The following is a 25,395-nucleotide window of genomic DNA, read 5'->3' as shown; positions in this document are numbered from 1 at the left end:
CGACGACGTACGTCGTCTCTTTTTTATTGATCTTAATTTGATTATTGTCACCCATCGTTAATGCTAGTTCTGTGTTAGCTACAATATCACCTTTGATTAATTCGCGCGCAATATCAGTTTCGATTCTTCGCTGAATAAATCGTTTTAATGGACGTGCACCGAATACTGGATCGGTTCCAGCTTCAACAATATAGTTAATCACCGAATCATCGACAGACAATTTGATATGCTGTTGATTCATACGCGCTGCTAATTCCCCAATCATCTTTTTAGCAATACCATAAAAATGGTCGTTTGTTAATGCATGGAAGATGACAATATCGTCAATACGGTTTAACAGCTCTGGTTTAAAGTGTTTGCGCAATTCGCCCATGACAATGTCTTCTACATCATGTTCGCTGCTCGTTTCGTTAATATGAGCAGAGCCAATATTAGAAGTCATAATGACAACTGTATTTGAGAAGTTAATGAGGCGACCTTGACTATCCGTAATACGCCCATCATCTAAAATTTGCAATAAAATATTGGCAACGTCTGGATGTGCTTTTTCGATTTCATCGAGTAAGACAACAGAGTATGGGTTGCGACGTACTGCTTCTGTTAATTGTCCGCCTTCCTCGTAGCCAATATATCCGGGAGGTGCTCCGACTAGACGTGATACACTATGCTTTTCCATGTACTCGGACATATCGATTCGGATAAAATGATCTTCCGAGTCAAACAAATTGGCAGCAAGTGATTTCGCTAATTCTGTTTTCCCTACCCCCGTTGGCCCAAGGAAAATGAATGAACCAATCGGCTTTCTTTCATCTTTAATACCCGCTCGTGCTCTCCATACAGCTTCGGTGACAAGCTCTACCGCTTTATCTTGACCAATGACGCGTTCTTTTAAAGTTTCACCTAGACGCAATAGTTTTTCACGTTCACCTTCTACTAATTTAGTTACGGGAATCCCTGTCCAACGTGCGACAATTCCTGCAATTTCTTCTTCGGTTACTTCTTCACGCAGCAATCTTTCAGCACCTTCATTTTCCAAGCTTGCTTCTAACGCAATCAACTCTTTTTCGAGCGCTGGAATTTTGCCATGTTGCAACACAGCGGCTGCGTTCAAGTCGTACTTGTTTTCCGCATCTTCTAATTGTCTACGGAACTGATCTAGTTGCTCACGTTTTTGTTGAATTTTTTTCAATGATTCTTTTTCTTCTGTCCATTGATTTTTCATGTCCGCTGAAGACTCACGCAGTTCTTTTATTTCTTTTTGCAAAGTTTCTAATCGGATTTTACTCGCTTCGTCTTTTTCTTTCATCAACGCTTGTTCTTCAATCTCTAATTGTAATAAGCGACGCGTTACTTCATCAAGTTCTTGTGGCATCGAATCAATTTCAGTACGAATCATCGCACATGCTTCATCTATTAAGTCAATTGCTTTATCCGGCAAAAAGCGCTCTGTGATATAGCGATCTGACATAGCTGCGGCTGCTACAATCGCACGGTCATGAATACGAACAGCATGATGCAACTCAAAACGCTCTTTCAAGCCACGTAAAATCGAAACGGTATCTTCTACCGAAGGTTCTCGCACCATAACTTGTTGGAATCGACGTTCTAAAGCAGGATCTTTTTCAATATGCATGCGGTACTCATCTAATGTAGTTGCACCGATACAATACAGTTCTCCGCGAGCAAGCATTGGCTTCAGCATATTCCCTGCATCCATAGCTCCTTCTGTTTTACCTGCTCCAACAATGGTGTGGATTTCATCAATAAATAAGATGATTTGACCTTCGCTATCTTTTACTTGTTTTAACACAGCTTTTAGACGTTCTTCAAATTCCCCACGGTATTTTGCGCCTGCAATTAACGCACTCATGTCGAGTTCGTATATTGTCCGGTTTTTCAACCCTTCGGGAACGTCATTACGAACAATACGTTGCGCTAGACCTTCGACAATTGCTGTTTTACCAACACCTGGTTCTCCGATTAAAACCGGATTGTTTTTTGTTTTTCGTGATAAAATTCGAATGACGTTTCGAATTTCTTGATCACGACCAATGACAGGATCCATTTTCCCTGATTGTGCTTGTTCGACCATATTGCGACCAAACTGCTCTAATGGGGATTTTTGTTCTGTGTTTCCCTGTGGTTGAACCATAATAACCTCTCCTTTTTAAAAAGTTTGACTATCTTTGACTAATTAAATTATAGTCATTTTTTTTAGATTAAGCAATTATTATGGCTCTCTATTTTATCCTATTTGTAATGAGCTAATTAGACAAAAAAATCTCACTGGAATAAATTCCAGTGAGATTTTTAGTAATATTGCTTATCGAACGCCAAGTGCCATTTTTGCGTAGCGTGACATATGTTCTTTGCCCCATACTGGTTGCCATACGATTTTTACATCGACTTCTTCCACTTCTGGTAGCTCATATAATGCTGTTTTTACCATTTGCACGATTTGAGGTCCCATTGGGCACCCCATTGATGTTAATGTCATCGTAACTACTGCAAAACCGTCTTCTGACAACATTACATCATAAATAAGCCCTAAATTGACAATGTCAATTCCTAATTCGGGATCGATTACAGTTTCTAATGCACCCATCATGCTATCTTTCATATCTTGATCCATTCAAAATCCCTCCCTTTACTATTACAACCATCTTAACAAATTTCATCTGAAAATGGAATTGACACGATTATTCAGCTAAATGCTTAACAAACCACTCGGTTGCCTCAAGCATACCAGCTCGACTTACTGCGTGTCCTGCTTCTCGTTCGCGACGAAAGACAATTTTTTCCGGCACCTCTTCGTATTGCTTTTTAAGTGACTTAAACAAGCGATATGTCGGCTCAAATGGTACCGTAACATCTTGTTCGCCATGCCAAAAATAAATTGGGCGTTTTTGATAATTCTCCTGATGTTCGACACTATCGAACATCGCTAAAGTTGCTAGCATTTTTTCTCTTTCTTCTTCACTAATCGGCAATTGGAATCCTCTCGATTCGTATTGCGTCATTTGCGCTTGAGCCAATTCCACGTAATTTCCAGCACCCATCATCACTGCAGCTGCTTGAATCCACGGATAAACCGTCATAGCTCCCATTGTGGTGATACCGCCCATTGATGTACCACCAACACCTATTTCACCGACAACCATGTTTTGCTTATGTAACTCTTCATGTAAAAAGGCCAATTCTTCGATTGAAGTTAGGACGATTTCCCAGAATCGTAAACTAATTTGCACATGATCTAATCCTTCACTTCGTTCTCCATGAAGATGAGCATCTGGCAATATCACTCGAAGTCCTTTTTCGGCTAATTGATAGGCATAATGCAAATTATGCTCTTTTGCACTCATATGCCCATGAAAAAACACCACTGTTGGTAATGCAGATTGTTCATCATTGTCTGGAGTTATATGAAGTAACGGAATATGACCCCAAATTTGTCTTTGTACTTTCAATTTGACTCACTTCCTTCTCTATCTAATCGTACCAATCTTCCAGTTATCCAGCAAACCTCACTTCTTGACCTTTAAATAACCGCCAAAATTACCAATTTTTTTGACGTACCCCTTGCACTATCGCTACACTAGTAAGAGATAGAAAGGAGACGACTATTTATATGAAGAAACATTTAATCGTTCTAGATTTAGATGGAACGTTATTAACAGATGAAAAAGTCATTTCACCTAAAACAAAACTCACTTTAAATAAAGCAATGGAAGCGGGACACGAGGTTATGATTGCTACTGGCCGGCCATATCGCTCAAGTGAAACTTACTACAATGAATTGGGATTAACAACGCCAATCGTTAACTTTAACGGTGCGTTTGTCCATCACCCTACTGACCAACACTGGGGTATGCATCACACACCAATTGATTTGGGGGTTGTCCATGAAGTAGTTGAATCTATGTACAATTATAACTTTCACAATATTGTTGCCGAAGTGTTGGATGATGTGTATGTCCACCAACATGACGAACAACTTATGGACATCTTCAGGTTTGGAGACCCAACCATTACAACAGGTGATTTGCGAAACTACTTAAAAACAGACCCCACCTCTATTTTAATCCACGCGCCGTATGAACGCGTACAGGAGATTCACGACCACTTGTCTTCGGTTCATGCTGAAGTTATTGATCACCGTCGCTGGGGAGCTCCTTGGCATGTTATCGAAATTGTAAAAAGTGGTATGAGTAAAGCTGTTGGGTTAGACCGTGTTTCAAAATCTCTTGGCATTAGCAGAGAAAACATAATCGCTTTTGGCGATGAAGACAATGATTTAGAAATGATTGACTTTGCGGGTGTTGGTGTCGCTATGGGGAACGCCATTTCGCCTTTAAAAAATATTGCTAACGAAATCACTTTAAATAATAATGAAGATGGCATTGCTGAATTATTAATCGACCGGTTGAAGCTGTAATTATTAAGAGGAGGAGTGGTTATGAGGTTATTCGCTGATAGCGCATCTGATTTACCAAAAGGTTTTTTTGAAAACGAAGACGTAGTTTTATTCCCATTGCGCGTACATATCGGAGAGCAGGATTATGAAGATATACGCGGCATTCATTCCATTAAAGTATTTGATGCAATTCGTGCTGGCAATCACCCTAAAACGTCGCAAGTGTCTCCTGAAGAAATGCTAAAAGCTTTTGAACAGCTAGCCATCGCAGATGAAGAAGGTTTTTATCTTGCATTTTCTTCTGAGCTATCGGGTACTTATAGCACGGCGGTAATGGTAGCAGACCAAGTACGTGAAGATTACCCCGATTTAAAACTGACCATACTCGATTCTAAAGCTGCTTCACTTGGATACGGTTTGTTAGTAAAAGAAGCTGTGAAATTGCGTGCTGATGGTCAATCTCTTGAAACGATTCTAAAGAGAATTCGTTTTATGGTAGACCATTTAGAAAGTCTCTTTACTGTAGAAGATTTGGATTATATGGCTAAAGGCGGCCGCATTTCCAAAGGCAGCGCATTTGTTGGTGGATTATTAAATATCAAACCACTACTTCATGTAGAAAACGGGAAATTGGTACCAATTGAAAAATTGCGCGGACGTAAAAAAGTTATTAAGCGCATGATTGAATTGATGCAAGAACGCGGTAGCCAATTAAACCAACAAACCATTGCCATCAGTCATGGCGATGACGAAGAGTTTGCTTTAATTTTAAAGCAGGAAATCGAACAACATTTTAACCCTAAAGAAGTTGAAGTTCATATGATTGGTTCTGTTATTGCTGCACATACTGGACCGGGCACATTGGCTTTATTTTTCCTTAATAAGATCGAATAGGAGCTGATTAAACGGTGAAAAAAATAGTCATTGTAGGTGCTGTTGGCGGAGGCGCTACAGCTGCAGGTCAACTTCGATTTTACAATCCGGATGTCCAAATAGTTGTTTTTGACAGAGATTTAACGATGTCTTATGCAGCATGTGGAACACCTTATGTTATCGGAGATGTAATCGAAGACGAACAGTCAATCGTTTTAACAAATCCAGAGAAATTTAAGAAAAAACGCGATATCGATGTAAAGCTCGGACATGAAGTAAAAGAAATTGATAGAGCCGCTAAGAAAGTTCTTGTGCAAAACTTGGAAACCGGTAATCAATTTGAAGAGTCTTACGATGCGTTAATTTTGGCACCAGGTGGTTCTGCAATACTGCCAAAAATTGAAGGACTTGATTCTTCTCAAGTTTTTACATTGCGCAATTTTCAAGACATGCAACGGATTGATCGCTTTATCAAAAACGAAAAACCTACAAGTTGTGTAGTATCGGGTGGTGGGTTTATCGGTCTTGAAATGGCTGAAAACCTAAAAAATCTCGGATTGGATGTATCGCTCGTTCATCGATCGCCTGCCATTATGTCTATTTTGGATACCGATATTTCGTTGATGATCGAAAAAGAGTTGGCTGTTCAAGGAGTAAAATTACTTACTGGCACAGAAATAGTAAAAACTGAAGAGAAAACAATTAAGTTATCAAATGGCATTGAATTACAAGCTGACTTTATCATTATGAGTGTCGGTTTAAGACCTAATACCGGATTGGCTGTAAAAGCTGGGTTGAAAATTGGGGAAACCGGTGGCATACAAACCAACGAATTCATGCAAACAGATGATCCTTCGATTTATGCAATTGGCGATGCTTCTGAAAACTTTGATATGGTGACGGGAGATCCAAAAAGAGTACCCCTCGCCTCTCCGGCCCATCGACAAGCATTTATCGCGGCACGTCATATCTTAGGAGATAAAATAGCGAAAAAAGGATTACTTGGAACTTCTGTCTTAAAGATTTTTTCTTTAACTGCTGCTATGACTGGGTTGAATGAAAAAGCCATCAAAGATAAAAATTTAGAATCTGCTACAGTGACGCATAACGGCATCTCAAATGCTGGCTATTATCCTGACCATTCTAAAATCACATTAAAAGTTCATTATGATCCAAAAACGAGAAAGATTTTGGGCGCTCAATGTATCGGTGGAAAAGGCGTCGATAAACGAATCGATGTCATCGTTACAGCTATATACGGTGGCTTAACGATTGATGATTTGCAGGCGTTAGAGCTTTGCTATGCACCTCCTTATTCATCACCAAAAGACCCAATAAATATGGTCGGCTATAAAGCCGTTAATGATCAATAAAAAACAGGAAGAAAAAGCAAATTGCTTTTTCTTCCTGTTTTATGTTCGGTCAGTTGTTTTTTGTTTTGCAGCATCTGCCTTACGTTGTTTTCCTTTTCGCCATACAAACCATAAGAATAACATAAACACGATATACATAATAACTAGTGTTGCGATATAAGCCGTATTTAGTTTAGTTTCTTCTGTGACATGGAAAACTTCCGCAATTTCACGGTCTTGTGTCAGACGATAATCTCCTCCGTCTTCTTGACGGACAATATCACTTTCAAACAAGCCCCGTAGCTCTTGATTTTCTCCAATTACATCAGCTGACAAATTAAGAGTTTTGGTTGATGAGGAATTGTTAATAGCGATAACCCATGCTTCGTCGTCATTTGAACGCTTATAAACGAGCCAGCCATCTTCATCATGCAAAACTTCTACTTTTCCCGTGCGTAAAGCTTCTGATGAATTGCGCAATGAGGTCAAATTCGTAATGTGATCAACTAATTCTTTGTCTACTGCCATATCCAAAATTTGATGAGATTCAGATGGCGTTACGCCGTTCATTGCTGATTCTGACCCGTATTGAACTACTGGAATTCCTGGCATTGTTAGTAATTGTGTTAATAACAATTTCCAACGCGTAGGTGGAAATCCCTTTTCATCAACAATGTCTGACGTAAACCGAGAACCTAATAATGAATCTACTTGGATTAGCTGATTTTCACTTTGCTTCATAATGGTCTTTATCCCAGTCAAATCTTGGTCGAAATTCTTATAAGCTGATCGTAAAGCTTCTTCAACACCCGGAATAACGACTGCGTCAAATCCAGCTGTTTCTTCCATTTCACGATCACTTAAAATATAACTCGGACGAATGTCTTTCATTGCCTTAGAAAAATCACGTAAAAATTGTGGGTTTACTTGATCTGCATCTTGCAGTCGGAAACCATCCACTTGATAAGTTTCATTAAATTCTGTAAAGGTAGTGATGAATGCTTTTTGAACTTCTGAATTAGAAGTGTCTAGTGCTAAACTGCCATCCTCATTTTCTGTAAACCACTGAGGATTTTCCACTGCCCATACATGGTTAGCACTTACTTGTTGAGTTGGGATATCCACAATCACTTTCATGTTGTGTTCATGAATTTCTTCTACCAATGTTTGAAATTCTTCTTTTGTCCCAAAGTGGCGCTCAAACTCTGTATAGTCCAACACTTTTTTTCCATCATACGTTTCTGTTGAAAATACAGGTCCTATCGAAAGAGCCGTAAAGCCCATGTCTTTCACAAATAAAAGTTCACTGGCCATTCCATCAAAATCGCCCCCATTAAAAGCTGTAGGGTCTAGTGCATTTACTTCATAATCGTTATCGATTTTTTTGTTAAAGTAACGATCAACTAGTACATCATAAATAAGTTCTTCTTTTAATTCATATTCTTTTTCAGCATATGCAGGTTGGACAAATGCCAACAGCAATATTGCTGTGATCATACCCGAAATCCATTTTGCTTTCAATTTGATATCCTCCTTCAATGAGGTCGTCATTGCGTTCTACCCGGTTCATTTTATCAAACTCCCGCTTTTACTGCTATGTAAAGTTAAGGTTTTCCCAGCATCTCTTTTGAGTTTCGTCTAAACTGTGAAAATTGACAAAGAAAAAGACAGGTGCGCGGTGCACCTGTCTACTTGCTTAAAAGAAATCCATCCCAACCGGTAACATGAATCCGATAAACATTGTTGCAAATAAGAAGACTGCAAACAATGCCCAGAACATCGTAACCGATTTTTGTTTTTTCGAACGAACTAATACCATTTCCATCATCCCGATTGTCAAAATGCCCAATAGGAATTTGATGCCGTAAAGCATAGGGTCAGCAGAAGACCATTCGATAAATAACGTTAAGCCAGTAATGATGATTAAGACGTAAAACAATCTTAATACCATATGCATAATCTTACGCGCTTTGCTATCGCGTTGCATAAATGCTGCAACTAAGAACAAAATGATAGCAACAACCCATGTCGTAATGTGTAGATGTGTAGTGTCTGTTAAAATACTCAAAATCTCACCTCTTCTAATAATGTCCTCTCTAGTTTAGCATAACTAGGACACAGGCAAGAGCAATTATCCTATGACAAATGTGTGACGAGCGTGCCGATTGACTCAATCGATACTTTTACCGTATCGCCTGCTTTTAAAAACTTCGGTGGAGTGAAACCTTTGCCCACTCCAGCAGGTGTACCTGTAAGCAAAATATCGCCCGGCTCTAACGCTACATATTTTGATACTTCTGCAATCAGTTCATCCACGCGGCGAATCATTTTTTCAGTATTGCCATTTTGACGAATCTCATCATTTACTTTAGTTACAATCGACAAATTTTGTGATTGCGGAATTTCATCTTTTGTAACGATATATGGTCCAATTGGACACGAACCTGGCAAGCTTTTCCCAAGAAAATACTGTTGATGTTTTGCTTGTATATCGCGTGCTGTTAGATCATTTGCGATCGTATAACCAAACACGTAGTCATAAGCCATTTGTTTTGGTATTTTATGACCTGCTTTTCCGATAACAACAGCTAACTCACCTTCGTAGTCATACGAATCTGTTACGTCGCTATGAACCGAAACGGTTTCACCGTCTGCTGAGATGCTAGTAGACGCTTTAGTGAAAACCACTAAATCTGCAGGTGCTTCTCCGCCCATTTCTTTGGCGTGATCTGCATAATTTTTGCCAATCGCAATAATATTTTTCGGTGTTTTTGAAATCGGAGCTAACCATTCAATTTCTGCGTATGAGTGTTTGAATTCTTCAGAGCGGTCAGATTGGACAGCGGCTTCCGTCAATTTACGAATTTGTTCGACAAACTCCATTCCTTGTGGAATTCCTTCTATCAATTGTGCAGGAAATGCAGGCAAGACTTCTAATTGCTGTTGAATCGCAACTAAATCCCATACAGCATCTTCCTTTTTAACTTTTGGTCCAAATCCTTCTTTTCCTTCGTAGCGAAATGATAACAGCTTCATTCGTCAAACACTCCTTTTCTGTGGTTGAATTCATTATACACATTCAGCGTTTTGAATTGTTAGTTTTTTCGAAATTATTTCCGTAAGTCCATTTTCTCCAAAGAATTTCGAGCGGGCCTCGTGAAAATTTTTCAAACCAAAGTTCTGCAAAAATTAGTTGGACAACGAAGATACCGAAGGCAATCAATGTTCCCGTTAGCAAGTCAACTTTTCCATACAGCCCCAACCCGTAAGAATAAAATATCAGTGTGGCTAAGACCGATTGTGTTATATAAGTCGTTAATGACATGCTACCTACTTTGGCTATAGGTGAGAATAGCTTTTGCAAGCTTTGTTTTTGAGCCATTAAAGCTATCAACGTAGCATAACCGATAGATACAAGGGGTCCCCCAAATAGATCTTGTAAATAGACAAAAGCATAATTTGAGTCAAATATATATGGGCTGCTTTTCAAAGCTAAGCCTATTAATAGTGGCACAATCGCTAAAAATAACCATAGCTTCCGCTTTTCCTGCGTCCGTTCAATCAACCGCCATTTTGCTGCAGCTGCTCCAAACATAAGAAAAGGCAAAATGGTAAACACTAAAAACACAAAGCCTATTCCATTATTTCTGTAGCTCCAGTCAGCCAATCGTTGGCTAAAAATCTCTGCAAAACTACCTGATTGGTAGGATTGAATCGAATTTTCAATTTCCATATATCCTACGTAAGTATTCGGATCTGCAGTAGCCGCGATAAACAGAATTACAAGCATTAGTAGGTGAGGCACTGCATAAATAACTGCACCAAAGCTCATAAGCCAACTAGAAGGTAATCGTATCAAGCCAATTAATAAAAAGCCCATAATAGCATAGGTAATTAAAATATCGCCATACCAGATTAGAAACGCATGAACAACGCCAAAGAGCAAAAGTACGGTAAGCCGTTTGAGCGCAAGCGGCGTAAAGGGTTGTCCTATAGCCTCTGCACGCATATATTGCATAGCTAAGCCATAACCAAATAACATAGCGAATAATGGATAAAAACTAGCTTGGATGAAAATATCAATCACCAAATAGATTCCTTCATTCACACTCCCGTTAAACCATTTGTAAGGGTCTATATAGGATAAGGGTGAGTGAAAAGCCAGCATATTAATAAGTAGAATACCTAAAAGCGCAAATCCTCTCATCAAGTCAATCGCTTTTATTCGTTCATTGGTGGAAACCGGCTGTAAATTCAAAATAATCCTCCTAAATATTCACTTCTTGGTTAGCTGAAAACAAGTAGAGTAAGCGTTCTTGAACCGGTATTTTCAATATTGATTCAATTGCTTCTTGATAGACAGTTAACTGAACGCCATATCGTTCTGATATTTCATTTTGTATATTGGTAATCTGTGTTACACGATCCGTTTTGTAATCTAGCAACACCCAGCCGTCTTGTTCTTCAAACAAACAATCGACAATCCCTTGGATAATTTGATGGTCCCCGTCTGCATCTTTTTTTGCATAAGTAAAAGGCACTTCTCTTTTAATGTTTGTGGCAGCTCTAAGACGTGCAGCTGTTTTACTTGCATAAAAACGTTCAAGTTCTTCCACTTTAACCGCTTTGCCCTCATCTGGTGACAAAATCTCCATCCCAACTAATGTTTCGATAAACTCTATTATTTCGTTGCGATTCAAGGTACGATCCAACGGAATATGCTGCATCACTGCATGGACCGCCGTTCCAATATCAGCTCCGGATAAACGTTTGTCCATCATGAAATTCGGACGGTGTAGCAACATTTTCCGTTCGGGCGTAACTTTCTGAATAAAGGACTCTGGCTCATCAAGACGTTGCAACATTTGCAATCGCTTCATTTCAGTTACAGACTGCTTTGATCGTTTATCAACCGCTAGCTGGTGTGGGTATTGAAAGTTAAAGCGCTCATTAACCTGCTGTTGATAATCTCCCGAAAATTCTTCGTCTTTCAGCAATTCTTCGATGTTTCCAACTGCTGGCAGCAATGATTGCGATTCAATAATTTCAATATGAAACCGAGACGAATGATTAAGGAAATTCCCTGTCATGTTCAATTGTGCTTCTGCATCGGGGTGTCTTGCTACAGCTGGTCCGATCCAATCCAAATATCCTTTAGCACGAGACCGCATAAAGTCTGGCAGGCGCACCTCGTTTGTCGACACCTTCCATTTTTCAAAGAGTTTATCAATGTCTTTAACAGAAGCTGTCATGTATAGGCTTTCTTTTGCTCGCGTCATTGCTACATATAAAACCCGCATCTCTTCTGCTTTCATTTGCAATTGCTTCATTTCCCGAACAGCTAAAAATGGCAAGGAGGTGTATTCGATTCGCGTATCCGGATTTACGGCTTTAACTGCCAATCCGTAATCTTGGTCAAACAAATAAGATTTTTTAAAATCCATTTCATTAAAAGCTCGCCCTGTACCTGCAAAAAAGACTACTGGAAACTCAAGTCCTTTTGACTTGTGAACGGTCATTAGACGAACGACGTTTTCTTTTTCACTAAGTGATTTAGCTGTGCCTAAGTCATCGCCGCGTTCTCGCATCCGATCGATAAAGCGAAGAAAACGGAACAATCCACGAAAAGATGTTTTTTCATATTCGAGTGCACGGTCATGCAACGCTCGTAAATTCGCTTTTCGTTGTTTGCCATTGGTCATAGCCCCAACCATCTCATAATAATTGGTATCCAAATAAACTTGCCAAATCAGTTCTGCAAGTGAACCTCGACGCGCCAAATTCCGCCAGCCTTCTAATTGCAGCATAAAACGGCGCAATTTCTCAGCCGCAGCGGGATCGATTCCTGTACCTGCACGCATAAAGGTTTTTACCGCTTCATAAAAAGATGCTTGAGGTGCTGCTAAACGTATTTCGGCCAATTCATTTTCCTTCAAGCCGATAAACGGCGCACGTAAAACAGAAACGAGCGGGATGTCTTGGTAAGGGTTATCAATGACGCGTAATGTATTCAGCATAATCATCACTTCAAGCGCTTCAAAATAGCCGCCTGTCAATTCTGCATATAATGGAACTCCAGCCATTTTAAATTCATCTACAAAGTCACCTGACCATGTCATTGAACGCATTAAGACAACGATATCTCGGTATTCTAGCGGTCGCTGTTTTTGTGTCCACGGATCATTAACCATTTTTTCACTATTCATCAATTCGTTAATTTTTTTGGCGATAAATCGTGCTTCCCATTGCGATTTTGCTAAATCTTCATCTTCTAATTCTTCTTCAGTCTCAGGTTCATGTATTAAAGTCAATTCAATGGGAGATAGCTGTTCAGAATAAGGCGCTTTCGCTTTTAACGCAGCCGCTTCATCATAGTCAATTTCACCAACGCGTTCCCCCATAATTTGCGAGAAGATATAATTGGTGCCATCTAGAATTTCTTTGCGACTTCTGAAATTCGCATTTAAATCAATACGTAACCCAGTGTTTTCAGCATCGTGTCTAAACCGTGAATATTTCCCTAGAAATAACATAGGTTCAGCAAGGCGGAAACGATAAATCGATTGTTTCACATCACCCACCATAAATAGATTGCCGTTTTGTTCATCGCCTGATTTTACTAAGTTAAGGATGGTCTCTTGCAAAAGGTTGGTATCTTGATATTCATCCACTAACACTTCTTTAAAGTGATCTTGATATTCTTTTGCAATAGCGGAAGGTTCGCCTTCTTCCATTAAAATCTCCAATGCATAATGTTCTAAGTCAGAAAAATCGACTAATGCTCGATCAATTTTCAAGGCTTTGTATTGATCAGCGAAAAGCTGTGTCAACTCGACTAAAGTTTTCATCAATGGAGCCATCTCGCGCATTTCCTCTAATAAGCGCTTTGGAGATCGAGTAAAATAAGCGTCAAATAGACCGCTGACAATTTTCTTCACATCATTCCGCCGCGCTTTTGCTTCTTCAGCTAAAGCAGGATCGCAAGAATCTTTGCGGATACTTGCTGCTTTTTCCCATTTAAATGATTTTGAAAAAGCATATAAGCTCTCCCATGAATTTTCTAATGCACCAATTGCTGTTTGAATCACTTCAGCATCTGTTCTGAACGTACTTTCTAATACAGCAGGTCCATCCGGCTCATATGCTATTTGAAGGCCTTGATCCGCCAATTGCAACGCTTCTTCTAAAGCATGACGTATCGTTAGTTTTAAATCTCCGATAAATGGCAATTCGTCGATTGTCGCATCCGCAGGTACATTATACAGATTAGGTACTTGTTGCAACCATTCTTGTGGATTCGGGTGCACGCGCGAATAATCATAAAGCTTGCTTAATAATACTTCCATCGCTTGATCACTGCGATCTGATGTGAAGCTATCCGCTAGTCTGTAAACAGCGTCCGCTCCTTCACCTTCATATGCAGATTCAAGTACTGCTTCTAGAACATCATCTCGCAAAAGAGCAGCTTCTGTTTCTCCTGCAATTCGAAAACCCGGATCAATTTCAAGTAAATACGCATATTGTTTTACGACCTGCAAACAAAATGAATGTAGCGTAGAAATTTGAGCTTTGTTGATCAAGCGCAATTGTTTTCGTAAATGACTCGAGTCCGGATTTTCTGCAACCGCTTTTTCCAATGCCTTTGACATCCGGTGCCTCATTTCAGCAGCTGAAGCATTGGTAAACGTGACAACTAAAAGTTCATCGACAGATATCGGATCGTCTTCGGCTAATACTTTTTCAATCATGCGATTGATTAGTACAGCCGTTTTGCCCGATCCAGCCGCTGCTGATACCAACATATCTTGTCCTTTTGCCCATATAGCCATCCATTGTTCATCGGTCCAAGTAGCATCAATTGGTTTTTTCGGAATCATCTGCAGCGGTCTCCTTTCTAATCAATTCCACTGCTTTATCAGGAGATAAAGCAGTCAATTTTCGGTAGCTTTGGTCGGGGTCTGCCGGATCAAATTGGCAAACCGAACGATAAGAACAAAATTGACATGGTGTATCTTCTTTCATTTTATATGGTGTAATACTCGTGTCGCCTTCTAATATGCCATTGCCTGCATTTTGATGCTTGTTACGTACAAAACGGCGGACGGCTTGCATATCATCTTTCATCACCGTTTTGGATTGAGATGCAGACACCGCTCCACTTTTGTTAAGTCTTACTGGAATTACATTAGAATAACCATCAATTTGGTTATCCATTGCTTCAATTACCTCGGGATCTTCGACGACTAAACCATTCATCTTAAAGGATTTGGCCATTTCTTCATCTAACTCTTCAGCTGTCAGTAATTTCGTCAGCTTTAACATGGGATTGTGCATATGAAAATACAGCACACCAGCTGGTTCTGCTTCTTCTCCAAGCCAACGTTCAGAATGTGTTAACGCCACATCTAAATACGTGAATGTTTGCAAAGAAAGACCGTGATAAACATTGCTAAGATCAAGACCTTGTTTAGAAGATTTGTAATCGACAATACGCAAATAAGGTTTGCCATGAATGTCTGTTGAATCAATGCGGTCAATACGGCCACGCACATTCATCTTGCGTCCTCGATCTAAAGAAATTTCTAGAGGCGGAATCGTCTCTTTTGGTCCAAATCCAACTTCTAATGCAATCGGTACAAACCCTGAAACTTTAGCATGCTTACTAAGCATATAAGCTGTTTGGCGAATAATGCCTTCTAGTTTATGTTGTATATAGCGATAACGATGGGAACTTATCAAGATATGATTAACAAAATAAGGAGAAAGCTGTTCGATCGCTTCTTTCGCCAGGTTTTGACATTGTTTTTGTGTCAGTGATGACCACGAAATGCCTAACCGTAATACTTCATCGGATATCCACTTTATCGCCGCATGGAAAAGGTCACCCATTGCGGGAGCTGCTAATTTATATTGACTTCTTTCTTCAAGACGTAACCCATAAGCCACATAATGTGCAAATGGACAGCCATAATACGTTTCTACCCTAGATACACTTGAAGAAATAGGTGTTCCATACAATGGTTCTGCAATAGCCTCACGAAGAGGGTCTGCTTTATTTGGTTTGATTGGCGATAAAATACGATTAATAATAGAAGACCAAAATGGATCCTCCTCATAATAGTGATAAACCGCACGCCACTCTGCTGATAATTCACCGCTCCGGAGTTGTGAAGTTAAATACGCTAAACTCGCTCGTGGATGCGAGATGTATTCCATAGGTGATACATCTACAAGTTCTTCCGGGTCAATAACTGCAGGAACTGTATCAATTGACAACATATCCTTTAATTTTTGAATGTAAAGAGAAGGCAATAAGGCTTTTCCTTCTTCATCCGCGATGGGAAATGAAACGGTCAATAAATCAGACGCTGATGTAAAGGCACGATATACCATATAAGTTTCATCCATTAAACGCATTTTCGAAGTAGGAGCAAGCTCAAAGCCAATTTGAGCAAACCACTCCCGGTCTGTATCTGTTAACAACCCATCTTGTTCGATACGCTTTGGTAAAACACCGTCATTGGCTCCGACAACAAAGACCGACTTAATATCCATTAAACGAGCCAAGTCGATTTTCGATACCATTACTTGATCTAATGAAGGCGGTATACGCGAAAACTCTAAAGTTTCAAAACCTTCATCTAATATTTTCACAGCTGTTGGTAAATCCACTTCTTTCTCGCCGAACATAAGTACAAATTGATCTAAAACACCGACCCATTGATTCCAAGCCTGTTCGTGCTCTGTAGCGGCAAGTAGGCGATGCTCACTTTCTTCTCGTTCTCGTAAATCTTGAATTTTTGCATAGACGTCCATTTTCTCTATAAAAAGAAACAAAGACTCCGCTATATCTCGTCCTGTTTTACTCAGTTTTAACTGTTCTTTTAACTGGGCTAAAGGCTCCCTTATTAAATCGCGTACTGCATGGAGCTCTACTTGTGCCGCTAGCTCTTCATCTGTTTGGATCGATGTGTGAAATTCCAAGCCACGGTATTTTTTATAAAACCAGCGCTTTTCATCAAACCACCGCTCTCCGTAAATACCATTAGCAATAACGAAGTTCTCTAGTAAATCACTTCTTTCTCGCCACTTTGTAGCAGGACCTTGTGGAAAGAACAAATCCGTTTTAACAGCTCGAAAAATCGATTCATAAGAATAATTCGAAACAACGGATTCAAGAACCGATCGACTAAACTCTATCAAAGGGTGATGAAGCATCGATTTTTTTTGACTGATAAAATAAGGAATTTCATACTGCGAAAAAATTGTATGGATCAATTCATCATAAATTTCAGGTTGTCTGTAAAGAATGGCGATTTCATTATAACGAAAGCCATTTCTCACTTGGTCTCTTATCGCCCGTGCTACGGCATGCATTTCGGCTCGTCTGTTTGATGCTTCAACTAAAGAAACATTTCCTTGTCCCTGAATTTTCTGGATTGGAAAATCATCAAAATGACGTTCAATATGTTCAAGTTCAGGATTCATAAAACGGCGTGGCAAAGCCAAGTAGACCGAATTATCAATGTCGATTCCCTCTTTTGCTGCTTGTTCAGTTAACCTGTGTGCGGTGTTAGCAGACTGATAGAATAGCGATTGTTCATCGTTTGGATCGGTTTTTTCATCCATAGGCAAAGCAATTGTGACTGATTTAGCATGTTTCATTAATTCAAAGAGAATTTCATATTCCCTCGCGGTAAACGTGACAAATCCATCAATGTAAATTGTTGACGATTTGATCAAATCAGAATGTGGAATTTTTTCACTTAATAAAGCTAAATGGCCTTCAGAATCTACAAATACTTTTCCTAAACGATTTTCAATTTCTGTAAGGATTAACTCAAGATCCTGTGCTTTGTCGAGTAAAGTTTTTGGTGCTCCCGCTTCAACTAAAGAAAAACGGATGGCATTTAATTCTCCACAATCTACACAATAACGAGCAAATTCTTTTACCAATTGCTCGATTTGATCAGTAAATCCTCTTTTGCCTGCAGCTCTTCGAAACAATTGGAATTCCTCTCGATTATCTTCGAGCAAGCTTCGAATTAACATTCGGTAACCGAATGTATCTACTTCTCTCCTGCTGATGCCACCAACTTCTTGAAGTACACGCCAAGCCAATCGTTTAAATGTCACTGCTTGTGCGCGAATCATGCCATTCATATTGTATGCTGCAGCTAGTCGATATTCTGTAGAAAAAGACATTTGGTCGGGCACAATAAGAAAAATTGGATCCCCGTCTGCCTGTCGTTTTAACTCATCTACGATTTCCTCTTGAACAAAACGAGTTTTCCCGGCTCCCGCTCTACCATAAACAATGCGTAATGACACATGACCCCTCCTCTAACAAGAACATTTGTTCTTATTATACTTTTTTCTCCGTTCGATTGCACTTCTCATGCTATTATGATTTCTGTTTTTTTCGTTCTTCACTAGCTAGGCGGAAATCTTCCTCTACTTTTTTATGCAAACGATTTTCAAAGATTTTGCCGATTACGTACAGTAAAATAATGACCAAAATAACAATGGCTGTTCGGATCGGTTGCGTGAAAAGTGCACGTAAGTCGTAACCGACAAAAGAAATGGTAAACACCATTACAAGTTTCCCCGCCATAACCGTTAGCAAATAATAATATTTCCGAATATTTGATAAGCCTGCGACTAAGTTTACAAGCGCGGATGGAGTAAAAGGTAAACACAGCAATAAAAACAATGGACCAAAGCCATTACGCTCTACCCAATGAATTAACTTTTGAACTTTGTCATGGCGAGTCATAAAATTCATAAACCGTGCTCTGCCATATTTGCGTACCAATAAAAATACAGCGTATGCACCAACTACTGAACCGCCCCAAGAAAGCAAAAATCCTAACCATAATCCATACGCTGTTGCGTTGGCAAAAACAAAAACAAATAAGGGCAAGAACGGTAAAAAAGCTTCAATAAAGGGCAAAAGGAATCCGATTAACGGACCAAAAGCCTTGTAGGATTTTGTTAACTCCACAATATTTTCCATTGAAAAAAAATCCATCATAAGCTCAGTCCTTTTAATTGTTTAATTTTTCTAAATCTCATTCCAAACTAAAAAGTTTTTGTGATATGCTATTATAATTACTTTACACTCTTTCAAAGAGTTTGGAAAAGGAAATACTTATACATAAGGAGCGAAACGAATGAACGGACGTGAGTTTTCTGCCGGATTAAAGGCAGGAACTAGCATTGCAATCGGCTATTTCCCTATAGCATTAACTTTTGGCTTGCTAGCAAAAACTACTGGGCTTTCTTTACTTGAAGCTACTGCCATGAGTATTTTTGTGTTTGCAGGTGCCTCACAGTATATTGCATTGTCACTAATTACTGCTGGCGTGGCACCCATTGTCATTGTTTTAAATACGTTTGTTGTCAATATTCGGCATTTTCTTATGACTGCTTCACTCAATGAAAAAATGGCACCGGATAACAGATGGAAAAAAGCTTTATATGCTTTTGGAATAACCGATGAAACTTTCTCTGTATTGGCCACACAAAAAGTCCATAAAATCACCACTGCTTTTGCTGTTGGTGTAATTACGATTGCTTATGGAAGTTGGGTTGTGTTTACTTCTGTCGGCCATTTAATTGGGGCAAATCTTCCTCAGTTTCTTCAAGCTGCTATGTCGATTGCACTTTACGCTATGTTCATCGGGTTATTGGTTCCATCAATGCGTGGCAACCGCAAAGTTGTTAGTTTGGCTCTAATTGCCGGAGCGATTAATTCTCTTTTTTATTTCACAGAATGGTTGTCCACAGGCTGGGCCATTATGACATCCACTTTAGCATCGGCCATTTTTATTGAATGGATTTCTAGGAAAGGTGTGAAAAAATCTTGAGTTCTTGGTATTGGTGGATGATTCTTGGTATGGCTATTGTAACTTATATCCCGCGTGCTATTCCGCTGACGTTTTTAGAAGGTCGGGAGTTGCCTAAAGCGGTACAAAATGTGTTACGAAATATCCCTTACGCTGTGTTAGGTGCGCTGATTTTTCCAGCTGTCTTTTTTATTCAAGAAAATATTTGGTTTGGCATTCTAGGTGCAGCTGCTGCATTTGGTATTGCAATTGCAGGAGCGAATGTGATGATTGTCGTTCTAGGTTCGATAGCTGTACTCGCAATCTTTAGTGGATTTTTATAAAAACAGACACAAAAAAAGCCGTTACTCATTTTCATGAGCTTCGGCTTTTTTTCTGCGATTAAACATTTTTGTCGAATACCAAAATCCCGCTGTAAGAGAAGCAGCATTTGCGACAAACAATAACCAAGTATGGGTATAACCTGCATACACAGCGGCTGCCATTAAGGCAACTGTCAAAATTAATGCGACGATATGATTAAATGTGACTCTTGTAAACAAGATGACGAGCAATCCTGGTACTAAAAGAGACAGGAAAAATTTTGTTACCATTGATTCCATTAATTTAGCTCCTTAATTGACCACTAGTAGTCCGAGACGATGGTGATCATGACGGAAAATAACATGTTGGCGTAAACGCACTTCCAAGTTATGATCCAGTACTTCTAAACGACAATGAGCAGCATTTACTTGAATCGCTTCATAAAGTTCAGATTCATTAGTAATGGCAATGCCATTTACTTTGCGAATTACTTCGCCACGCAATAAGCCCATTTTATCAGCAGGAGAACCTGGTAAAACGTCGATAATCATAACACCTTGTGGTTGAGGAGTTACGGCATAATTACCACTACGCTCTTTTAATGCGAAATGAACGGCAATCGCTATACGGCCAATTACCCCGCCAACTAATGCAACAGCTGCTAATGGCTGCCATAATAATGCACCTAATCCCACAACGATAATGCTAATTCCTAAAGTAGTAACAGCTTTACCAACTAACGGATAAAGATACACTGGCAAAGTTCGCTGCGAACGACCGATAAATCCAAATACCATCGGGAAAAGAATAAACGAAAAGTTCGATTCACCAATTGGCAACTGCGGCCAGTAAGGCGCATACGAATCAAGTAACGAACCTGGCACCACCAATAAAATAGGTAATAACCATAGGCGTTTTGAAATATAAGCTGCCGCCTTTAGCCCACGTCCTGATTTATGTAATCGAGGAGAGCCAGCCTGTGCTGCTGCTTTATCAATCATTTTACCTTCTACAAAAACCAATGCTCCCGCAATTAGTACAACAGGGACCAACCATTGATAAGTCATTTCTGTTCCTTCGAATGTAACCAATCCGAAATTCAAGGTCCAGTCATTGGCATAAAACAACCAGCTAAGCCCTACAGCCGCTGTAGCCAAGTAAATAAATGACCCCGCTTGATAAAAAGTTGTTGCCATTAACAAAACAGAAACGATGCTCAAAGCAATTAACCAGTCTAAGGGTACAACTAACCCAATTCCTGCAAACAATACAGAAAGTACAAGCGCATACAACCAAGCATCTTTTATAAGTCGTTTAAACTCAGTCAATCCGTAAACAATACGAATTCTAAAAATCTTCCGTTCTTTTTTCACCCGATAATACCCTAACAACACTGCAGCAAGCAATGCGATGTATAAAACCGGATTCACAAAAAACTTTCCTATCGCTAACATTAAATCCATTATCACTTTACTTACACCATCCTATCACCGGCAATTGACGTTACTTCTCATTGTAACAAAGAAAACCGGCTTTCTGCACTTCTTTTTCAGTTAAACGAATGCGGCACCTAATTGTTTTAAAATATCCTCTGTTCCTTCAATCCCAGCAGACAGTCGAACTACTTGGCGCGTTACACCGACTTTTTCTTTTTCATCGGCTGAAAGTGCTCTGTGAGACGTTCCGTATGGATAAGATACTGTTGTTTCTACACCTGCTAATGTCGGCACAATTTTGATCCAACCAAGTGATGAAAAGAATTTTGATACGTCAACGGTTTCAGGCAATTCAAACGATACAATAGCTCCAACGCCTGGATACCAAACACGTGCTTTATCTTCTAAAAATGCCGCAATTGCTTGGGCATTTTCTGTTTGTTTTTTCATCCGCAATGCCAAAGTTTTAACTCCGCGAATGGTTAACCATGCTTCAAATGGACTCAAATTCAATCCCATATTCACTACACGCTTTTCAGCAATAGCGATCAACTCAGCATTACCAACTAAAACCCCTGCTGTGACATCGCTGTGTCCCCCAAGATACTTTGTTGCACTATGAGCAACTAAATCAGCACCAAGCGTATAAGGCGTCATTGTGTAAGGCGTAGCAAATGTATTATCAATCATAATTCGAACACCATATTGGTTTTTCAATTCCAATAGAGCTTCCATATTTTCAAGACGCAAAAACGGATTAGTAATTGACTCACTAAACACTAATTTCACTTCAGGGATATCGACTAAAATTCGTTCAACTTCAGTAATATCCGAAAAATCAGCAAAATGAACTTCAATTCCCATTAATGTCAGTTCTTCTTTTAGTAAATGAAAAGTCCCTCCATAAACATCTTGAGCAGCTAAAACATGGTCACCTGCTTTAACAACAGATAAAATTCCAGCTAAAATTGCTGATGTTCCAGAAGATGAAGAAACTCCTTTTGGCGCTTTTTCCAAATCAGCTACAGTTTGTCCTAAAGCATCTGTATTCGGATTTGCTGTCCGCGAATACAAATAAGTACCATTTCCTTCATAATAACCTTCGAGCTCTTCGAGAGACGAAAAAGAAAATGCAGAAGTTTGGTAAAGTGGCATTACTTTCGATTGAATCGTCCGTTCTTTCATTGTTGCAGTATGTACTGATTTCGTTTCGATTGTTGTCATCTTTTCATCCCCTATTCCATTTCTTTAACTAATTGCTCCATCATAGGCTCATCCATCGGTCCTACAATTTTGTTTTGAATACGCCCTTTTGTATCGATTATATACGAAGTTGGAATAGACACGGTTTGATAAGTAGAACCTACAGCACCTTTTTCATCCATTGGAATTGAAAACTCTAATCCAAACTCCTCAACAAAATCCTCTATTTTTTTAAGTCCTTTGTCTTCAGTCGTTAAGTTAACTGCTAAGATGACCACGTTCGCCTCTTCAGCTTGTTCTTCAAAATATTTTTGCATATGAGGCATTTCTGCTCGGCAAGGCGGACACCAAGTTGCCCAGAAATTCAAGATCACTTTTTGCCCCTGATAATCCGATAATCTCACGACTTCCCCATCTAAGGTTGTTAGTTGAAAATCAGGCGCTTTTTCACCTTTTGCTAACCCCTCTTCAGTAGGCAAGAAGTCTACATCGCTGCCAAGAGCCATATTATTAAGAGCTTCAGATTCTGCGGTGTCATTTTTAACGGCGCCTATTATGACGATTGCTATCATAACAGCAAGTATTACTAAGCCGATAATTTTTTTAGGCATCTGTTATCCACTCCATTCAACTTTTATCATACGATAAATCGGACCGCTTATTCCACTAAGTTTATTTAAAAATGTGACAGTTTAGCTGAAACTAAAAAACAGTCGGCTTGAAAATGCCGACTGTTCCTCATTTTAAACTAAATTAAACACGTAAAAACTTTCTGATTGACATAAAGCTTCCCCACACGCCGATAAACACACCCATTAATAAAATCAATGCACTTACTTGATATATAAACGGAGTGTAATCTAACAACTGAATCAGTTCCCCACTCAAGCGTGGCTGCGCAAAATCAGTAATTTCTTTGTATAAGAGTGCCACAAGACCGATTGGAATAAGCGATCCCATTATACCAAGCCACATGCCTTCTAAAATAAATGGAATACGAACAAACCAGTTTGTCGCACCTACTAATTTCATGATTTCGATTTCACGACGTCTAGCGACAATCGTAATGCGAATTGTATTCGAAATCAAGAACATTGCTGTAAACAATAAAGCCAAAATCAAAATAAGACCCACATTTCTTCCTGCATTTAAGAAGTTAAACAGTTTCTCAATTTTGCCTTCACCGTATTTCACATTTTCAATATTTTCTAAAGCTGAAATTTCTTTTGCGACATTTTTTGTTTGCTGCGGATCGGTTGCTTTTACATAAAACACATCAAACAAAGGATTACTTTGTTCGAATAAACTTAGTTCGTCACCAAAATCCAGAACTAAGTCTGTTAATTCTTCTTCTTTTGTCGAGAAATTTGTCGACTCAACGCCTGACATTTCGCTAATTTGCGATTCTAGACTAGTTACTGTCTCTTCACTTGCATCTAATGAAACGAATACTTTAATCTCAACATCATTTTCGAGATCATCGGCAACTTTGTTTAAGTTCATCATAATGAGAACAAAAACCCCAACCAATAATAACGTAACTGTAACAGCACTTACAGATGCAAATGTCATCCAGCTATTACGGCCAATACTTTTGAAACTTTCCTTAATATGACGCATCAATGTTCTAGGCTTCATAACCGTAATCACCTCCAACTACATCACGAACAATTAATCCGCCTTCGATTGCGATAACGCGATGTCTAAGCGTATTAACGATTTGTTGGTTGTGTGTTGCCATAATAATGGTTGTGCCGGCCTTGTTGATCCGTTCAAACAAATCCATAATATCCCAAGCTGTTTCCGGATCAAGGTTCCCTGTTGGCTCATCCGCAATCATCACTTTGGGCATATTCACAATAGACCGAGCGATTGATACGCGTTGTTGCTCCCCACCAGATAGTTCTGTCGGAAACATTTTTGCTTTATGTTTTAGTCCGACTAAATCCAATACTTCCATTACACGGCGTTTAATATCTGCTGGCTTTTCCTCAATTACTTCCAATGCAAATGCTACATTTTCATAAACATTTAGCTTTGTTAATAACTTAAAATCCTGAAAGACTACGCCAATTTGACGACGTAACATAGGTACTTTCCGATTTTTTATGGTTGCGATATCAATTTCGTCTACGAACATTTGACCTGATGATGGTCGTTCTTCACGATACATCATTTTGATAAATGTCGATTTACCTGCACCACTTGGCCCTACTATATATACAAATTCTCCTTGCTCGATCTCTACATTAAGACCGTTCAAGGCGACAATTCCGTTCGGATACTTTTTGTAAACATTCTTCATTTGTATCATCTTTTATTACCCACCTAATATGAATTGGCTTACGCCAAATTATTTCCTTCGATTTTTGCAGCACACCTATTATAACATCTTAATTACGAATTTTTATTACATTTCTGTATCATTTAAAATTCAATTTGAATATACCGAACTATATAAAAACAAAAAAATAAAGACAATATTGTTCACATAAATTACATATTTAAACAAATAATTATTAAAATAGTGTTTTTATGAGCTAAAAATGACAAAAAAATAAACCTGCTAGTTTGCAGGTTTATTTCATGTTTGCTAAGTATTCTGCTACGGCGTCTGCTTCGTCACCTTCAATAATTCCAGCAGGCATTGCCCCTTGACCATTTTCAATAACTGTACGAATTTCATCTTGTGATAAACGAGATCCTACATCATTTAATGATGGAAAGTTGCCAGCACCTTCTAAGTTTTCACCATGGCAAGAAATACAGTTTTGTTGAACTACTTGTTCAGCATCGATTGCCGTGCTTTCTCCACCACTTTCATCTGGTGCTTGTTCAGGTTCTGTCGTGTCTTCACCACCACATGCGCCAAGCACAAGTGTTGCGCCAAATAAAATTGTCAGCAATTGCTTTTTCATTTAGTGACCTCCTCTAATATGTTATCTCATTCATATTAGAGTATACCA

The 25,395-nt window shown here is 39.2% G+C and carries 22 protein-coding genes; 5 read left to right on the top strand and 17 right to left on the bottom strand.

Annotation, left to right across the window (positions count from 1 at the left end):
* From GPDM_RS11030 to GPDM_RS11020, 3 genes are all read right to left on the bottom strand, one after another.
* Positions 1-2,152 (bottom strand): ATP-dependent Clp protease ATP-binding subunit (locus GPDM_RS11030; RefSeq protein ID WP_008431407.1); only part of this gene is annotated, 2,152 nt, incomplete at its 3' end.
* A gap of 171 nt (positions 2,153-2,323) precedes the next feature.
* On the bottom strand, positions 2,324-2,632 hold the full coding sequence (locus GPDM_RS11025) for a metal-sulfur cluster assembly factor (RefSeq protein WP_008431406.1): 309 nt from the start codon (positions 2,630-2,632) through the stop codon (positions 2,324-2,326).
* Between the two features lie 67 nt (positions 2,633-2,699).
* Positions 2,700-3,467: a prolyl oligopeptidase family serine peptidase gene (locus GPDM_RS11020; protein WP_008431401.1), complete on the bottom strand. Its 768-nt coding sequence runs from the start codon at positions 3,465-3,467 to the stop codon at positions 2,700-2,702.
* Positions 3,468-3,628: 161 nt separating this feature from the next.
* On the opposite strand from GPDM_RS11020, the gene GPDM_RS11015 reads away from it, so the two are divergent.
* Genes GPDM_RS11015 through GPDM_RS11005 form a run of 3 tightly spaced genes read left to right on the top strand, consistent with a single transcriptional unit; the run spans position 3,629 to position 6,660 of the window.
* A complete protein-coding gene (locus tag GPDM_RS11015) occupies positions 3,629-4,435 on the top strand; it encodes a Cof-type HAD-IIB family hydrolase (protein WP_008431398.1) in 807 nt (268 codons plus the stop codon).
* Between the two features lie 21 nt (positions 4,436-4,456).
* The gene (locus GPDM_RS11010; RefSeq protein WP_008431397.1) at positions 4,457-5,308 is read left to right on the top strand and encodes a DegV family protein; all 852 of its coding nucleotides are present in this window, start codon (positions 4,457-4,459) and stop codon (positions 5,306-5,308) included.
* A gap of 14 nt (positions 5,309-5,322) precedes the next feature.
* Positions 5,323-6,660 (top strand): CoA-disulfide reductase, encoded by a 1,338-nt coding sequence (locus tag GPDM_RS11005; protein ID WP_008431396.1) that lies wholly within the window; start codon positions 5,323-5,325, stop codon positions 6,658-6,660.
* A 39-nt stretch (positions 6,661-6,699) separates the two neighbouring features.
* Here the strand turns inward: GPDM_RS11005 and GPDM_RS11000 are convergent, their stop codons facing one another.
* The 7 genes from GPDM_RS11000 to GPDM_RS10970 form a co-directional block, all read right to left on the bottom strand.
* Complete coding sequence (locus tag GPDM_RS11000; RefSeq protein ID WP_008431395.1) at positions 6,700-8,160, bottom strand: alpha-amylase family glycosyl hydrolase; 1,461 nt, start codon at positions 8,158-8,160, stop codon at positions 6,700-6,702.
* Between the two features lie 175 nt (positions 8,161-8,335).
* Positions 8,336-8,707, bottom strand: coding sequence for a YisL family protein (locus GPDM_RS10995; RefSeq protein WP_008431394.1), 372 nt, complete (start codon positions 8,705-8,707; stop codon positions 8,336-8,338).
* Positions 8,708-8,775: 68 nt separating this feature from the next.
* Positions 8,776-9,675, bottom strand: coding sequence for a fumarylacetoacetate hydrolase family protein (locus GPDM_RS10990; RefSeq protein ID WP_008431393.1), 900 nt, complete (start codon positions 9,673-9,675; stop codon positions 8,776-8,778).
* A gap of 43 nt (positions 9,676-9,718) precedes the next feature.
* Positions 9,719-10,897, bottom strand: coding sequence for a DUF418 domain-containing protein (locus GPDM_RS10985; protein ID WP_008431392.1), 1,179 nt, complete (start codon positions 10,895-10,897; stop codon positions 9,719-9,721).
* A 10-nt stretch (positions 10,898-10,907) separates the two neighbouring features.
* On the bottom strand, positions 10,908-14,516 hold the full coding sequence (gene addA, locus GPDM_RS10980) for a helicase-exonuclease AddAB subunit AddA (protein WP_008431390.1): 3,609 nt from the start codon (positions 14,514-14,516) through the stop codon (positions 10,908-10,910).
* A complete protein-coding gene (gene addB / locus GPDM_RS10975) occupies positions 14,494-17,970 on the bottom strand; it encodes a helicase-exonuclease AddAB subunit AddB (RefSeq protein WP_008431385.1) in 3,477 nt (1,158 codons plus the stop codon). Before addB ends, addA begins: the two co-directional genes overlap by 23 nt.
* A gap of 73 nt (positions 17,971-18,043) precedes the next feature.
* Positions 18,044-18,673 carry a TVP38/TMEM64 family protein gene (locus GPDM_RS10970; protein ID WP_039863332.1) on the bottom strand — a complete coding sequence of 210 codons (630 nt, stop codon included), beginning with the start codon at positions 18,671-18,673 and terminating at the stop codon, positions 18,044-18,046.
* Between the two features lie 139 nt (positions 18,674-18,812).
* Between GPDM_RS10970 and GPDM_RS10965 the strand changes: the two genes are divergently transcribed.
* Together GPDM_RS10965 and GPDM_RS10960 are read left to right on the top strand one after the other, a co-directional pair.
* A complete protein-coding gene (locus GPDM_RS10965; RefSeq protein ID WP_008431383.1) occupies positions 18,813-19,508 on the top strand; it encodes an AzlC family ABC transporter permease in 696 nt (231 codons plus the stop codon).
* Complete coding sequence (locus GPDM_RS10960) at positions 19,505-19,810, top strand: AzlD domain-containing protein (RefSeq protein WP_008431378.1); 306 nt, start codon at positions 19,505-19,507, stop codon at positions 19,808-19,810. Before GPDM_RS10965 ends, GPDM_RS10960 begins: the two co-directional genes overlap by 4 nt.
* Positions 19,811-19,831: 21 nt before the next feature.
* Here the strand turns inward: GPDM_RS10960 and GPDM_RS10955 are convergent, their stop codons facing one another.
* From GPDM_RS10955 to cccB, 7 genes are all read right to left on the bottom strand, one after another.
* Positions 19,832-20,089, bottom strand: a complete 258-nt coding sequence (locus tag GPDM_RS10955; RefSeq protein ID WP_008431376.1) for a CsbA family protein — start codon at positions 20,087-20,089, stop codon at positions 19,832-19,834.
* Between the two features lie 12 nt (positions 20,090-20,101).
* Positions 20,102-21,220, bottom strand: coding sequence for a PDZ domain-containing protein (locus GPDM_RS10950; protein WP_237704155.1), 1,119 nt, complete (start codon positions 21,218-21,220; stop codon positions 20,102-20,104).
* 123 nt (positions 21,221-21,343) lie between these two features.
* A complete protein-coding gene (locus GPDM_RS10945; RefSeq protein WP_008431373.1) occupies positions 21,344-22,450 on the bottom strand; it encodes a trans-sulfuration enzyme family protein in 1,107 nt (368 codons plus the stop codon).
* An 11-nt stretch (positions 22,451-22,461) separates the two neighbouring features.
* A complete protein-coding gene (locus GPDM_RS10940; RefSeq protein ID WP_008431372.1) occupies positions 22,462-23,040 on the bottom strand; it encodes a peroxiredoxin family protein in 579 nt (192 codons plus the stop codon).
* A gap of 142 nt (positions 23,041-23,182) precedes the next feature.
* Positions 23,183-24,067: a permease-like cell division protein FtsX gene (ftsX, locus tag GPDM_RS10935; protein ID WP_008431370.1), complete on the bottom strand. Its 885-nt coding sequence runs from the start codon at positions 24,065-24,067 to the stop codon at positions 23,183-23,185.
* Positions 24,057-24,743, bottom strand: coding sequence for a cell division ATP-binding protein FtsE (gene ftsE / locus GPDM_RS10930; protein ID WP_008431369.1), 687 nt, complete (start codon positions 24,741-24,743; stop codon positions 24,057-24,059). Before ftsE ends, ftsX begins: the two co-directional genes overlap by 11 nt.
* A gap of 265 nt (positions 24,744-25,008) precedes the next feature.
* A complete protein-coding gene (gene cccB / locus GPDM_RS10925) occupies positions 25,009-25,347 on the bottom strand; it encodes a cytochrome c551 (protein ID WP_008431367.1) in 339 nt (112 codons plus the stop codon).
* Positions 25,348-25,395: the final 48 nt, after the last annotated feature.

It is taken from the genome of Planococcus donghaensis MPA1U2 (assembly GCF_000189395.1).
Taxonomy (GTDB): Bacteria; Bacillota; Bacilli; order Bacillales_A; family Planococcaceae; genus Planococcus; species Planococcus donghaensis_B.
The sequence above is the reverse complement of the archived record's forward strand: the minus strand, read 5'-3'. Positions and strand labels throughout refer to the sequence as shown.